This window comes from Ciceribacter lividus (assembly GCF_003337715.1).
Lineage (GTDB): Bacteria > Pseudomonadota > Alphaproteobacteria > Rhizobiales > Rhizobiaceae > Allorhizobium > Allorhizobium lividum.
This window is the reverse complement of record NZ_QPIX01000005.1, coordinates 272265-285737: the sequence shown is the minus strand read 5'-3', so window position 1 is coordinate 285737 and position 13473 is coordinate 272265. Positions and strand designations below refer to the sequence as shown.

Below are 13473 nucleotides of genomic sequence, written 5' to 3'. Positions count from 1 at the left end.
CATTCAGGGGATCAGCAAGGTCGTTCCGCTCGTTTTTCTTGATTCCAGGTCCTCATGAGCGCGACGGGCGTCGGCCAGAGGATAGGTCTGATTGATATTGATACGCACTTTGTTGCTCCGCACAACATCAAACAGCGACTTTGCACAATCGGCAAGTTCGGCCGGCGTGGCGATGTAAGCGAAGAGCGACGGGCGCGTCGCATAGAGCGAGCCCTTCTGTGCCAGAAGGCTCATGTCGAACGCCTCCACCGGCCCGGACGACTGGCCGAACAGCACCCACATGCCGCGCGGCTTGAGACAATCGAGCGAGCGCGGGAAGACGTCGCGGCCGACGGAATCGTAGACGACATCGACACCCTTGCCGCCGGTCAGGTCCTTGACGCGGGCGACGAAGTCGTCGTTGCGGTAATCGATGACGTGGTCGTAGCCGTGGCGGAGCGCGAGTTCGATCTTTTCCGGCGAGCCTGCAGTGCCGATGACCGTCGCGCCGAGCGCCTTCGCCCATTGGCCGGCGATCAGACCGACGCCGCCGGCCGCCGCGTGGAAGAGAAGCACCGTGCCAGGACCGACCTTGTAGGTGCGGTTGAGCAGGTATTCCGCAGTCATGCCCTTCAGCATCATCGCGGCCGCCGTTTCCAGCGGGATATCGTCGGGGACCTTGACGAGATGGCGGGCGGCGACGTTGCGCTCTACCGAATAGGCGCCATCAGCACCGGCATAGGCCACCCGGTCGCCGACGCGGAAGTCGGTCACGCCCGGACCGACGGCCGTCACCGTTCCTGCCGCTTCCTTGCCGGGCACGAAGGGCAACCCGTTCGGCGCCTTGTAGAGCCCGGTACGGAAGTAGACGTCGATGAAGTTGAGACCGACGGCGGCGTGGCGGATCTGCACCTCGCCGGCAGCGGGTGCGGCAAGCTCGATCTCTTCGAGACGAAGGACGTCAGGACCGCCGAGCTCACGGATCAGGATTGCCTGCGTCTTTGCCACGTGGAGACCTCCTACTTGCGTCCCAGCGAGGGGAAAAATTGCAGCACGGCGCCGACCCCGTAGAGGTAGATGCCGGTCGCGACGAAACAGGCGACCACCCATTGCGGGGTCGCAAAATGCAGAAGCAATGCGTAGCCGCCGAGGGCGCACCAGGCGAGAAAGATCGCGATGTTGACCGGCCGCAACCGTTCCACCCTGACCGGATGCAGGAAATGGATCGGCAGGAAAGTCAGTACAACCGACACCACCACGACGGTCATTGCCGTCGTCGCCGAAGCGTCGATGACGAACAGCGAGAAGACGATCATGTTCCATACGACGGGGAAGCCGGAGAAGAAATACTCGTCCGTCTTCATGCCCATGTCGGCGTAGTAGATTGCACTCGACACCACGATCATGCCGGCGGCGGCGAACGACCATGGCTCGCCGATCATGCCGCTCTGGTAGAGCGCGAAGGCCGGCAGCAGCACGTAGGTTACATAGTCGATGATGTTGTCCAGCGTGTCGCCGGACCAGTTGGGGAGCACGTCCTTGACCCGCACCTTGCGGGCGATCGGTCCGTCGATTCCGTCGACGAGCAATGCCAGACCCAACCACCAGAACATGTCGACGAAACGGCGCTCGGCGGCCGCCACCACGCCGAGAAAGGCGAGGAAGGACCCGGAGGCCGTCAGGACATGAACGGAAAAGGCGCGGATTTCGGCATAGGGCACACGGCGGTAGTTGAATATTTTCATGCTCTCTGTGGGTCCCCTCTTCGCCTCGCCTACGGGTATCCGACGAATCGGCACGTTTTGCAACGGCGCGCGCTCGGCGTTCCCCGGTTTCGCGCGCCTGCCGAACCGACCCCGTCTGGCCTGTTCGCGTCAGGCCACCGGTCGCATTTGTCCCATGGATTCGGACAGGCGAAGCGCCTATATCGAACGACGAAGACCGGAGTGACCGCGGATGTGCGGCAAGGTTCGTATCGATGAATTGCGATACACGCGTCCGGGACAAACGGTTGAGACGGATGGAAGCGATGAAGCATTTCGAAGTTGCGATTGTCGGTGCGGGACTGGCCGGCTCCATTGCCGCGCTGGCGCTTGCGCGCGGCGGTCGCTCGGTGGCGCTCGTCGCGCCGGAGCGCGAGATCGTCGACCAGCGCACCACAGCGCTGATGGAGCAATCGATCCGCTTCATGGAACGGCTCGGGCTCTGGGACGAAATCCGGCCGTCGGCCGAAGCGCTCTCGACCATGCAAATCATCGACGGCACCAACCGGCTTTTGCGGGCGCCGGTCGTCGCCTTTCGCAGCGCCGAAATCGGCCTCGACGCCTTCGGCTACAACATCCCGAACGAAGCGCTGATCGCCGTCTTGAAGAAGGCGGTCGCCGCCGAAAACAACATCACCAGCATCGCCGGTGCGGCCACGCGCATCGAGATCGGTGCCGATGGCGTCACGATTACGCTCGAAGACGGCGAAGAGGTGACTGCCGACTTCGTCGTCGGCGCCGACGGCCGCGGCTCGAAGACGCGCGAAAGTGCCGGTGTTGCCGTGCGGAGCTGGTCCTATCCGCAGACGGCGGTGGTGCTGAACTTTGCGCACACGCTGCCGCACCGCAACGTTTCCACCGAATTCCACGGTGAATCGGGGCCGTTCACCCAGGTTCCCCTGCCCGGCCTGCGTTCGAGCCTCGTCTGGGTCGTCGAGCCGTCCGAAGCGACGCGGCTTACCTCTCTTTCGCTGGAAGCACTGAGCGGCGAGGTCGAAAAGAGAATGCAGTCGATGCTCGGGAAAGTGACGGTGGAGGCCGGCGTTCAGGCCTGGCCGCTCTCCGGCATGACGGCGGCACGCTTCGGCAAGGGCCGAACCGCCTTCATCGGCGAGGCGGCGCACGCCTTCCCGCCGATCGGCGCCCAGGGGCTCAACCTCAGCCTGCGCGACGTGATGGCGCTCGTCGAGATCCTCTGCTCCCATGCAGACCGGCCGATCGACGCCCGTGCGGGCGACAGCTTCGACCGCCGCCGCCGCATCGACGTCGTCAGCCGCACGGCGAGCGTCGACCTCCTCAACCGTTCGCTGCTGTCCGGTTTCCTGCCGGTACAGGTTCTGAGAACCGCGGGGCTCCACCTGCTGTCCGGCTTCGGACCGCTGCGCCAGCTGGTGATGCGCGAGGGTGTAGAGCCCGGACGCGGTTTCTCCGCGCTGCCGCTCTTCCTGAAGGAACGGCTGAGCGTCAGGGGAAGAGGTCGGGCGGCAGAAGACCGGTCGTGATCGCATAGAGCAGGCCCGAGACCGTCAGCACCGAAAGCACGGTGGTGATCAGGATCGTCGCAGACGCACGTTCCTGCCAGACGCCGTATTGCTGGCCGATGACGAAGACGTTGGTCGCCGTCGGCAGCGAGGCGAGCAGGACGGCGGTGTAGATCCACAGCGGATCGAAATTGCCGGCAAGACCGAGCACGATCCAGGCGAGCAGCGGATGCAGGAGCAGCTTGATCGGCACGATGTAGCCGATCTCGGCGGGAATGCGTTTCAGCGGGCGAAGTGCCAGCGTGACCCCCATGGCGAAGAGTGCGCAAGGGGCCGCGGCCTGGGCGAGGTAGTCGATGAGGCGCTGCAGCGCCAGCGGCGGCTCGAAGGAGAAGGCGGCGGCCAGGAAGCCGATGGCGGTCGCGATGATGAACGGGTGAGTGACGATCCTCTTCACGACGTCGGCGGCCACCGCCGCGCGCGGCCGGGCATCGCCACCCGCAAAGGCCATCAGCGCCGGGGCGGCGATGAAATGGGCGGCATTCTCGAAGCAGAAGACCAGCGCGACCGGCACCGCCGCCGCCTCGCCGAAAGCGAGAAGCGCGAGCCCCGGCCCCATATAGCCGATATTGCCGTAGGCGCCGGCGAGCGCCTGGATCGTGCAGTCGGCGATCGAATTGCCCCGGAGGAAGCGGCCGATCAGGAAGACGAGCAGGAAGATCGTGTAGGTTGCCGCCAGCGAGGCGGCGATGAAATCGATGCGCGTCAGCTCCGAAAGCGGCGTGCGCGACACGAGCTTGAAGAACAGCGACGGCAGCGACACGTAGATGACGAAGAAATTCAGCCAGCCGAGGGCGGTGGCCGGCTGCCGGCCCAGTTTGCCTGATATGTAGCCGATCAGGATCAGCCCGAAGAACGGGAGGACCAGTGCGATGATGTCAGCCATGGGCGCGTCCCGTATCCTCTTCCGCGTCCGGGCGCTCAGCCCGCTCCCCGGACTTAGCCGATTTGCGAGAGGATTGGAAAGGTCTGCTGGAACCAGATCGCGAGGTTCGAGACGAAACCGAACATGAAGGCGAGCCCGGTCAGCACCAGAAGCGCACCGATCAGCTTCTCGACCAGGCCGAGATGGCGGCGGAAGCGCACGAGGAAGCGCATGAAGGCGCCGGAGAAGGCGGCGGCGATCCAGAAGGGCACCGCAAGGCCGAGCGAATAGATCGCGAGCAGCATCGCCCCGTCGCCGACGGTCTCGCGCGCGGCGGCCACGCCGAGGATGGCGCCGAGAACCGGTCCGATGCACGGCGTCCAGCCGAACGCGAAGGCGAGCCCCATCACATAGGCGCCGCCGAGGGTGGCGGGCTTGCCCTGCCCCTGGAAGCGCATTTCGCTCGCAAGGAAACCGATCCGGAAGACGCCGAGGAAATTGAGCCCCATGACGATGATGATGAGGCCGCCGATCTTGGCGAGCAGGTCGAGATGCTGCCGAAGCAGCGTGCCGATCGTCGAGGCGCCGGCGCCGAGCGCCACGAAGACGGTCGCGAATCCGAGCGTGAAGGCGAGTGCCGCCAGCATGACGGCGCGCCTCGCCGCCGGATCGGCCTCCGCCCGCCCCTCGCCGCGAAACTGTTCCACCGAGATGCCGGCCATGTAGCAGAGATAGGGCGGAACGAGCGGCAGCACGCACGGCGACAGGAACGACAGCGCGCCAGCCAGAAGCGCACTCAACAGGGAAATATCGGCAATCGACACGTCGGGTCTCCGCTATCCTTCGATGCGGCCTTCCTACCTTCCGATGGGCTTGCTTGCCAATCACCTTTCCGCGCGTGCGGCAATTGGACGGTTTTTCCCCGTTTTCGGCGTGATTTTTGGGTTGACCGCACGGGGTCGCCTGCATATGTTCCGCGCACTTCCAGAGGAGCCGATTTGCCCCTCGACGGGAGCGCGTAGCTCAGCCGGTAGAGCAACTGACTTTTAATCAGTAGGTCCAGGGTTCGAATCCCTGCGCGCTCACCATTCTCCCCTTGTCCATACCGAAGACATAGGTAACATCGTGTACCTAAGACATGGGGGACAATGTCGGGCTCCCTTACCTCCGCGCCACCACCATCGCCGCCTTCACGGCCCGAACAGCCTCGACCGTCGTGCGTCTTTCACCCGGTTGCAAGAAACCGAAGGCCGGGAGCCGTGGATCGGTCGTCGTCGCCGGCTCGCTGCACGAGGCATGAAGCTCGAAGACGCCGGGCAGTGCGAGCAGAGCTCCTACGGTTTCCGGCCGCACGCCAGATCCCGGCATGATCGAGATACGGCCGGAGGCTTGCTTGGCGAGCCGTTCGAGGCGCGGCAGTCCTTCGATCGCCGTCTTCGCACCGCCGGAGGTGAGAATGCGTGAAAAACCGAGACGGAGCGCCGTCTCCAGCGTCTCCTCCTGATCGGCCGCCAGGTCGAAAGCGCGGTCGAGCGTCAGATCCATGCCGTCGGCCGCGGCGATCAGGGCCTCCAGCGCCGCGACGTCGAGCTGACCGTCCGGACGCAAAGCACCGATCACGACGCCCGCAAGCCCCGCCGACCGGGCGGCGCGGACATCATCGACCATGACGCGGACATCGTCCGTCGTGAACGCGAAATCGCCGGTTCTCGGCCGGATCAGCGCGTGGACGGGGATCGGTGAACGGGCGGCATGGGCCATAAAGCCGTGCGACGGGGTGAGCCCCCCGACGGTGAGCGCCGAGCACAGCTCGATCCGGTCCGCGCCGCCCTCGATCGCCGCGGCGAGGCCGGCGGGATCATCGACGCAGACTTCCAGAACAGGCTTTCTGCAATCGCCTCCGCCGTCACGTTCCTTCATCGTCTGCCTCCCGCAACGCCGCAGTGCCGGAGCGATCGAGGAGACGCAGCAGCACGATGCCGCACAACCCGACGAAGGCTCCCAGAATCGCCGTGCCGGCATAGTCGCTGATCGCCGTGCCGAGGGCAAACGCCAGCGAACTCAGGCCGCCGCTCAGGAAGACGTTGACGGCGATCAGTGAACTGCCGAGCCCGGCCCGCTCGGCGATGAGATCCTGGAGATAGGTGATCGGAACGGAGATGATACCGGCGGCGCCGAGCCCGGCGACCAGCGTCAGCACGTAAACGTCACGCGGGGCATCGGCGAGCCCGAGGAAGACGAGGTAGACGGCGTAGACGCATGCGCTCGCAGTGATCGCGAAACGCGCAGAGGTCCGTCGTTCGACCCAGCCCCAGAAGAGGATGAAGACAATCTCCAGGAAGGCGACGATGCCGACAATCGTGCCGACATCCACCGTGGTGCCCCGTGCCTTGCCGGTGACGACGAGCGGCAGAACCACGCCGTTGACGTGCAGCATCGACGATATCAACGCGATCGCCAGGACGCGCGGCAGCACCTTGCCGGAGGCGATCTCGCCGAGCGAGGCGAGGAAGGCGGCGTGTCGCGGTGGCGCCCTGCCCTCTCCTTTGGCCCCGCGCGGCAGCATGAAGGCGAAGATGAGGAAACAGCCGCCACAGGCCAGGCTCGCAAAGAGGAAAGACGGCAGCATGGACGGCGCGCCGACGAGAAGCGCGCCGACGAGACCCGGCACCAGGACCCAGGAGAGCGAGAGCACGGCCCGGACGACCGAGTTGACGGCGATCAGGTCGCGCGCCGCCATGCCGGCCGACACGGCCCGGATGTTGGCGAAGATCAGCGAATTGACCGAGCCGAAGACCGGGATGAAGACGAGCATCGCAAGCACGAAGACGGGTACTGCGGGGAAGGCGTAGACCATGGCGAAGCCGGCGACGCCGAAGAGCGAAGTGGCGATCATCGGACGACGATAATGTCCGAGCCGGTCGACCAGGATGCCGGCGGTGATGCTGGCGCTCACATTGACCAGGGCGGCGACGAAGATCAGCACGGAATAGGCGTGATCCGACAATCCGAGTTCGCGGATGCCGATCAGCGACATGTACGGCGATGTCGCCGCGCCTGAAAAGCCGAAGAGGAAGATCGCAAGCGCGCTGACGCGTACCGGCGGATGGCGGAAGATGATCGACAGGCTCGTCAGCATGGCGGCACGCTTGCAAAATTGCGCGGATATGGTCGCGGGACGCATCGTCGTCCGCGCCGCGTGGTGTGTAGGCGACGTCAATCGCGCCAGCGGGCGGAGAAGCGGACCTCCGGCCGATAGGCGAAATTCTTGTCGAAGGGATAGGTCGGCCGGCCGCGGCGGCGGTTCGGCAATGCCTCGATATCCTGGTTGATGACGCCGTCGGTCAGCGCCATCAAGTTCGGATTGGCGATCGGCGCGAGCTCGGGCGAGAGATAGCCGGATTTCACCACCAGCAGCCGCACATCGGCAGGATCAAGCCCGAGGCGCGTGAAATCCGCGATGGCGTGATAGGGCTGGCGCTTCGCCGCGAGCACCAGCGTGATGCCGCCGATCACCACCACCGCCTGCCGGTCGGCGGACGAACCCGGATCGTCGAGGCGCTCCACCGTCACCTCCGCCTCGACCGAAGGGCTCGCCGGGTCGAGCGAGCCGCCGATCGTTAGCCGAACGCAGGCGCCCTCGCCTGCCGCGAAACAGGCGTCAACCGCCGGTAGGTCGGTGATGCCGGCGATGACGGCACCGTCGAAATTCCGTGCGATCAGCGCCTTCAGAACATCGGCACGGTCGCCGACCCCTCCGCCGGTCGGATTGTCGCCCGAGTCGGCGAGGATGACCGGACGTGTGTCCGCCCTCTCGGCGATGTCCAGCATGTCTTCGAGCGGGCCCGTCACCGGACCGAAGCGGAAGTCCTCGCGTGCATCCCAGTAGGACTGCGCGATTTCGCTTGCCGTCCGTCCGGCGGCGGCCCGGTCGGTCGCCGTCACCACCGAACAGGCGGTGGCGCGCGGCTCGTCGGCCCAGACATAGCCGACCATCAGGTTGGCGTCCCAGATTCCGGGGCGGGCGTCGTGCTCCGGCAGCTTGCGATAGAGGCCGCTCGCCGGCTCGTCCTCGGTCGAGGTGCGCTCGCCCGGCAGAAGCACCGGAACCGGCGTCCAGGCGACGCCCGGCCGCTCGCCGGTCACGAGCGCCCGCAGCAACATCGACCAGGCACGCACCATGGTCTCACGCACGTCGATATGCGGCGCAGTCCGGTAGCCGGCGAAGATGTCGAGCTGGTCGATGATCTTCTGGGTCACGTTGCCGTGGAGATCGTAGCTCGCGGCGACCGGGACCTCGGGACCGACCACAGCACGCGCCGCAGCAATCCAGTCGCCCTCGGCGTCGTCCATGCCCTCGACGTTCATCGCGCCGTGCATGGCGAGATAGAGCCCGTCCACCGGCAGCGCCGACTTCAACCGCTCCAGGAACTCGGCTTTGAAAGCCTCGTAGGTCCCTCGCGCCACGGGACCGCCGGGCACCGCGCGTGCATGCAGCAACGGCAACGGTTCGATCCCGTCACCGCCGAGAAAGCTGAAATAGTCGGCCGCGAGGAGGTCATCCCCCCGCAACACGCGAAAATCCTCTGGCTGCATGAGCACCGGGGAGGACGTGCTGCACTCGGTGTGGATGCCGCCGACGGCAATGCGCAAGGTCATTTACGTTTCCCCTCAGTAGCGCGGGCTCAGGCGGACGATCGCCGCAAAGCGCAGCCAATCCTTGCCTTCGGTCGGGGTCCATGCCGCCTCCGCGACTGCCGGCAGGCGCGGGAACACGAGGTGGTTGAAATAATCGCGATTGAGGAAATGCTCCGACCAGATGCAGGCCTGCACGCCGCGCATGCGCGGCTTCAACTCGTCGGGGAATTCGCCGACCGCCTCGTATGTATAGGTGTGGTGCGGCGGCACGGTTCCCGCCCAGCTCGCGCCCGGCTCCTGCCATTCGCGCGCCTGCACCATGTCGAGGTAATAGGCCTGGCCCGGCGTCATCACCACGTCATAGCCCTGTCTTGCGAGTCCGAGGCCGACCTCCGGCTTCTGCCAGGCCATCAGGAGCGTCCCCGCCGGATCGACGCCGCCGCCGTGGGAAACTTCGTCCCAGCCGGCCAGCCTCCGGTCGCGCTCGGCGAGCATCCCCTGGATACGCTTCATGAAATAGGATTGCAGCCCGAACGTGCCTTCGATCCCTTCCCGTTCCATGAGGCTGCGGGCAAGCGGTGAGGCCATCCAGGTGTTCGCGGCCACCTCGTCGCCGCCGATATGGATGAGCTTCGACGGGAAGATGTCGACCATCTCGTCGAAGACCTTGCCGAGGAACTCGTAGGTCCGCTCGATCGCCGGGTTGAGGGCATTGTTGGGATAGCCCTGGACGGATCGATAGCTGTCCGGCGCCTCCTGCCCGTCGACGAGATCGGGAAGCGCGGCGAGCGCGGCCGTGCTGTGGCCGGGAATGTCGATTTCCGGAACGACCTCGATCGCAAGCGCGGCGGCGTGAGCGACGACCTCCCTCGCCTCCTCCTGCGTATAGAAGCCGCCGACCGGTTCGGCGCCGTTTCCGAGCTGCGGCAGCAGCGGCTCGTCCGGCCCGCGCAGCACGCCGACGGTCGTGAGTTCGGGGAAGGCCCTGATTTCGAGCCGCCAGGCCTCGTCGTCCGTCAGGTGCCAGTGGAAGATGTTCATCCGGAACCAGGCGAGGATGTCGATAAGCCGCTTCACATCGGCGACGGGATAGAACTGTCGCGACACGTCGAGATGGCAGCCGCGCCAGCCGTAGCGGGGCGCGTCCGATATCGTCCCCAATGCCGGGAAACGGAAGGCATCGGGCTTCGTCCGCGCGCCGTGGAGAAGCTGGGCGAGCACCGTCAGGCCGTATTGCAGGCCCGCCGCATCGCCGTAGCGCAAGGTGATGGCGTCGGCGTCGAAGGAAAGCTCGTAGCCGGACGGTGCAATGCCGTCCTGTTTCGAGAAGCGCAGGACCCGACCCTCATGGACCGGCGCCAGCGCGAACGGCACATGGGCGACCGAATAGAGCCGCCGGAACAGGGAAAGAACGGTCTCGATCGCCCGTAATTCGTCAAGCGTAGCGCCTGCTGCGGGATGGAGCGCGACGGGGACGGTTTCGCCGGCGGTCAGCGACGCCTTTGCCGGCCAGGGCAGGATCGAGAACGGTTCCCGCACTTCACCCTCGGGCAGCAGTTGCGGCGCCGGCTCGCTGTGGCGCCCCTCCAGCATCAGGTCGCCGACCTCGACGGCACGATGGCTCCCGTCGGCGAGCGTAAGGTAGGCCGACTTTGCCCCGTCCGTCCTGTGGCGCGCCGGGCGCAGCAGGCCCTCGACGGTGAAACGCCAGGATGCGCCCGGTGCCAGCGAGAAGCCCGCCGGCGGCGCATATTGGTGGAAGTTGGCGTTGCGCTTCAGGAAGGTGGCATTGCCGCAGGCCGGGGCCTCGCTGACACGGGTGAGCGAGGTATAGGCGAGCCTGAAATCCGTGATCGCTTCCGCGGAGAGATTGACCAGCGTGAAGACGAAGCCGCCGCCTGCGCTTCCCGCCGTCGGATACCAGGCGTTTTCGAGACGGAATTGGGCCCTGGCCATGATGCGTTCCCCTTCGATCTTTGCTCAGTAGTGCGGCGATTGCGAGAAGGTGCCGGCGAGTTCGGCCTGGCCGGCCGTCAGGCCGCAGTCGACGGCAAGGCAGACGCCCGTGATCGCCGCCGCCTGCTCGCTCGCAAGAAAGAAAACGGCGTTCGCGACATCGTCAGGGTCGACGATGCGGCGCAGCGGATACCAGCGCTTCGCCTCCTCGAAGACCTGAGGATTGGCGGCGGCGCGCGCCTCCCAGGCGCGGGTGCGCACCGTGCCGGGGGCGACCGCATTCGCGCGGATGCCGAACTTTCCGTACTCGACGGCGATCAGCTTCGTCAGATGAATGAGGCCTGCCTTGGCTGCGCTGTAGGCGGGATGGCCGTAGACCGCGAGACCGTTCACCGAGGCGATGTTGACCACCGATCCGCCGCTCTCCTTCAAGGCGTCCTCGAAGGCGCGGAAGCAGAGAAACGGCGCTTCGAGGTTGAGCGCACTGTCCTTCCGCCAGATCTCGCCGTCGGTATCGTGCAGGCTGACGGCACGCGCCGCGCCGGCATTGTTGACGAGTGTCTTCACCCGCCCCAGCCGTGCCGCCCGGCTGGCGGCGTCCGCAAGGCCTTCTTCGCTCGTGACGTCGCAGACGGCGGGAACCATGCGGTCCGGCGCTCCGGTGCTCTCGGCAGCGCCGCGTAATGCTTCGGCGTCGATGTCGAGAAGCACGACGGTGTCGTGGCTTTCGACGAGCCGTGCGGCGATCGCTCGTCCGATATCGCCGGCCGCACCCGTCACGACGGCAACGGAGCGATTCACGGCGAAGCCTCCCGGAAAGCGGAGTGACGGGCAGCGAACAAGGCTAATCTCCCAGAAGTTGCCGGTCGTCGCCGTCGCGATGCTCGACCAGCTGTTGTTTGATGTGGCGCAGGGTGATCTGTGAGGTCTTGCGATTGCGGTAGGCGACGAGACTCGCCAGCACATCGACCACCGCGAGATAGGCGAAGCGGGTCGAGGTCGGGCGGAAGATGTTCTCGCCCTCCGGCAGGTCGATGCCGATGACGATCTCGGCGGCGCGCGCGACGGGGCTGTCGCTCTGGGTCAGCGCAATGGTGGCGATGCCGTTCTCGCGGGCGAGATTGAAGCAGCGCACGAGTTCGCTGTTGCGGCCGGAGAGCGACGAGCCGATGACGACGTCGTTCGAGCGTGCCGCCGCCGTCATCATCAATTGCATGCTGTGGTCGTTGCTGACCGTCACCCGCACGCCCAGCCGGAACAGCCGGTTCTGGATCTCGCCCGCGATCATCGAGGAATTGCCACCGGAGCCGAAGGCGTAGAGCATCTCGGCCCGCGACAGGCGATCCGCGGCCTTTTCCAGCATGTCCGGATCGAGCGCGCGGTGAACGAGGTAGAGCGCGTTCTGCGCCTTGGTGATCACGTCCGCCGCGACATCCGCTGGCTTGGTGCTCTCGGCCTCCGGATTGAGGTAGCGCACGCCGACATAGGCGGTGCGGGCGAGATTCACCTTGAAATCGGCAAAGCTCTGGCAACCGAGCCGCCGGCAGAAGCGCGTGACGGTCGGCGGTGAGACCTGGGCGCGCTCGGCAAGCTCGATGATCGAGGCATTGACGGCGAAATCGAACTGGTCGAGCAGGATATCCACGATGCGTTGCTCGGAGGGCGAAAACTGCCCCGCTTCTTCCTGTAATGTCGCGAAAATGTCCACTGCAGCCCCTTCCCCGCTTCCGAACGCTATTTCGAAGGCTTGTAGGCTATGCAGTCGATCTCGACCTTGCAATCGACCATCATCGACGACTGCACGCAGGCGCGGGCCGGCGGATGCTCGCCGAAATACTGCTGGTAGACCTTGTTGAAGCTCCAGAAGTCGCGGGGATCGTCGAGCCACACACCGCAACGCACGACGTGCTCGACGCCGTAACCGGCCTCATGCAGGATGGCGATCAGGTTGGCGATCGCCTTGTGGGTCTGCTCGACGATGCCACCCTGGACGATTTCGCCGTTCTCCATCGCGACCTGGCCGGAAACATGCAGCCAACCATCGGCCTCGACGGCGCGGGCAAAAGGCAGGCGCTGCCCGCCTGCACCGGATTGCTCACTGCCGTAACGCCTGATCGCCATGACTCACTCGTCGCAAATTGTTTTCATACTTGATTGACAAATCATCACGGAAAACCGAATTTTGCCAGAGATAATTGGCACTGATGAAAAGAATTTAGCAATGACACTCCATCGGGACCCCTATAAGAATCCGTTCGCCGCGTCCGACGTGGCTCGCCATGCGATCTGGGAGATGCTGGTCCCGCGGGACATCGACGCATTCCTTTCCGCCGACTGGTCGATGGTCGCCGGCGACTTCATCGAGGAAGGCTTTCTCGGCGTCAGCGGCAATCGTGAGCCGAACCCGGACCGCTGGACGCTAGCCTTTCCGACGCTCGCCGCCTATCGCGACGAGTGGCTGCGGCAGGCGCGCGATTTCGCCGGCAAGACCTATGGCGAGGATCCGCGCACGGCGATCTTCCGCACCACCTGGCTCGAGGAGATCGAGATCGTCGGCGAGGCCGCGCTGGTACGCAAGAAGTTCGACGGTGGCATACGAACGACCGACGGCGGTCTCGACGTCATGAAATGGCAGACGCTCTATTGCTGCCGTCTGCACGAGGGCCGCTGGAAGATCAGCGGCTTTACGGGTTACCTGCCCTATCCGATGGGGTGAGGCTCTTCTCTCACG

Annotated in this window: 13 protein-coding genes and 1 tRNA gene; 3 read left to right on the top strand and 11 right to left on the bottom strand. The window is 65.5% G+C overall.

Going from position 1 to position 13473, the window contains the following annotated elements:
• Window positions 1-3: 3 nt before the first annotated feature.
• Together DFR48_RS11355 and pcsA are read right to left on the bottom strand one after the other, a co-directional pair.
• Window positions 4-987, bottom strand: coding sequence for a quinone oxidoreductase family protein (locus DFR48_RS11355; RefSeq protein ID WP_170141847.1), 984 nt, complete (start codon window positions 985-987; stop codon window positions 4-6).
• Window positions 988-998: 11 nt separating this feature from the next.
• On the bottom strand, window positions 999-1724 hold the full coding sequence (pcsA, locus tag DFR48_RS11350; RefSeq protein WP_114363248.1) for a phosphatidylcholine synthase: 726 nt from the start codon (window positions 1722-1724) through the stop codon (window positions 999-1001).
• Window positions 1725-2008: 284 nt separating this feature from the next.
• Here pcsA and DFR48_RS11345 point away from each other — a divergent pair, with 284 nt between their 5' ends.
• Entirely contained in the window at window positions 2009-3244 is a 1236-nt protein-coding gene (locus DFR48_RS11345) for a UbiH/UbiF family hydroxylase (RefSeq protein ID WP_114363312.1), read from the top strand.
• On the opposite strand, the gene DFR48_RS11340 is transcribed toward DFR48_RS11345, so the two are convergent.
• On the bottom strand, window positions 3207-4169 hold the full coding sequence (locus DFR48_RS11340; RefSeq protein ID WP_114363247.1) for an AEC family transporter: 963 nt from the start codon (window positions 4167-4169) through the stop codon (window positions 3207-3209). The two genes, DFR48_RS11345 and DFR48_RS11340, sit on opposite strands and share 38 nt — an antisense overlap.
• Window positions 4170-4222: 53 nt before the next feature.
• Window positions 4223-4972, bottom strand: coding sequence for a cytochrome c biogenesis CcdA family protein (locus DFR48_RS11335; RefSeq protein WP_114363246.1), 750 nt, complete (start codon window positions 4970-4972; stop codon window positions 4223-4225).
• A 188-nt stretch (window positions 4973-5160) separates the two neighbouring features.
• On the opposite strand from DFR48_RS11335, the gene DFR48_RS11330 reads away from it, so the two are divergent.
• A tRNA-Lys gene (locus DFR48_RS11330) sits at window positions 5161-5236 on the top strand.
• 73 nt (window positions 5237-5309) lie between these two features.
• On the opposite strand, the gene DFR48_RS11325 is transcribed toward DFR48_RS11330, so the two are convergent.
• The 7 genes from DFR48_RS11325 to DFR48_RS11295 form a co-directional block, all read right to left on the bottom strand.
• Complete coding sequence (locus DFR48_RS11325) at window positions 5310-6068, bottom strand: copper homeostasis protein CutC (RefSeq protein WP_114363245.1); 759 nt, start codon at window positions 6066-6068, stop codon at window positions 5310-5312.
• Window positions 6055-7287 carry an MFS transporter gene (locus DFR48_RS11320; protein WP_114363244.1) on the bottom strand — a complete coding sequence of 411 codons (1233 nt, stop codon included), beginning with the start codon at window positions 7285-7287 and terminating at the stop codon, window positions 6055-6057. The genes DFR48_RS11325 and DFR48_RS11320 overlap by 14 nt, the downstream gene beginning before the upstream one ends.
• 77 nt (window positions 7288-7364) lie before the next feature.
• Entirely contained in the window at window positions 7365-8801 is a 1437-nt protein-coding gene (locus tag DFR48_RS11315; RefSeq protein WP_114363311.1) for a M81 family metallopeptidase, read from the bottom strand.
• Between the two features lie 18 nt (window positions 8802-8819).
• Complete coding sequence (locus DFR48_RS11310; protein WP_114363243.1) at window positions 8820-10742, bottom strand: beta-N-acetylhexosaminidase; 1923 nt, start codon at window positions 10740-10742, stop codon at window positions 8820-8822.
• Window positions 10743-10766: 24 nt separating this feature from the next.
• The gene (locus DFR48_RS11305; RefSeq protein ID WP_114363242.1) at window positions 10767-11543 is read right to left on the bottom strand and encodes an SDR family oxidoreductase; all 777 of its coding nucleotides are present in this window, start codon (window positions 11541-11543) and stop codon (window positions 10767-10769) included.
• A 43-nt stretch (window positions 11544-11586) separates the two neighbouring features.
• Entirely contained in the window at window positions 11587-12450 is an 864-nt protein-coding gene (locus DFR48_RS11300; protein WP_114363241.1) for a MurR/RpiR family transcriptional regulator, read from the bottom strand.
• Window positions 12451-12476: 26 nt separating this feature from the next.
• Entirely contained in the window at window positions 12477-12863 is a 387-nt protein-coding gene (locus tag DFR48_RS11295) for a RidA family protein (RefSeq protein WP_114363240.1), read from the bottom strand.
• A gap of 100 nt (window positions 12864-12963) precedes the next feature.
• Here DFR48_RS11295 and DFR48_RS11290 point away from each other — a divergent pair, with 100 nt between their 5' ends.
• Window positions 12964-13458, top strand: a complete 495-nt coding sequence (locus DFR48_RS11290; RefSeq protein ID WP_114363239.1) for a hypothetical protein — start codon at window positions 12964-12966, stop codon at window positions 13456-13458.
• Window positions 13459-13473 lie beyond the last annotated feature (15 nt).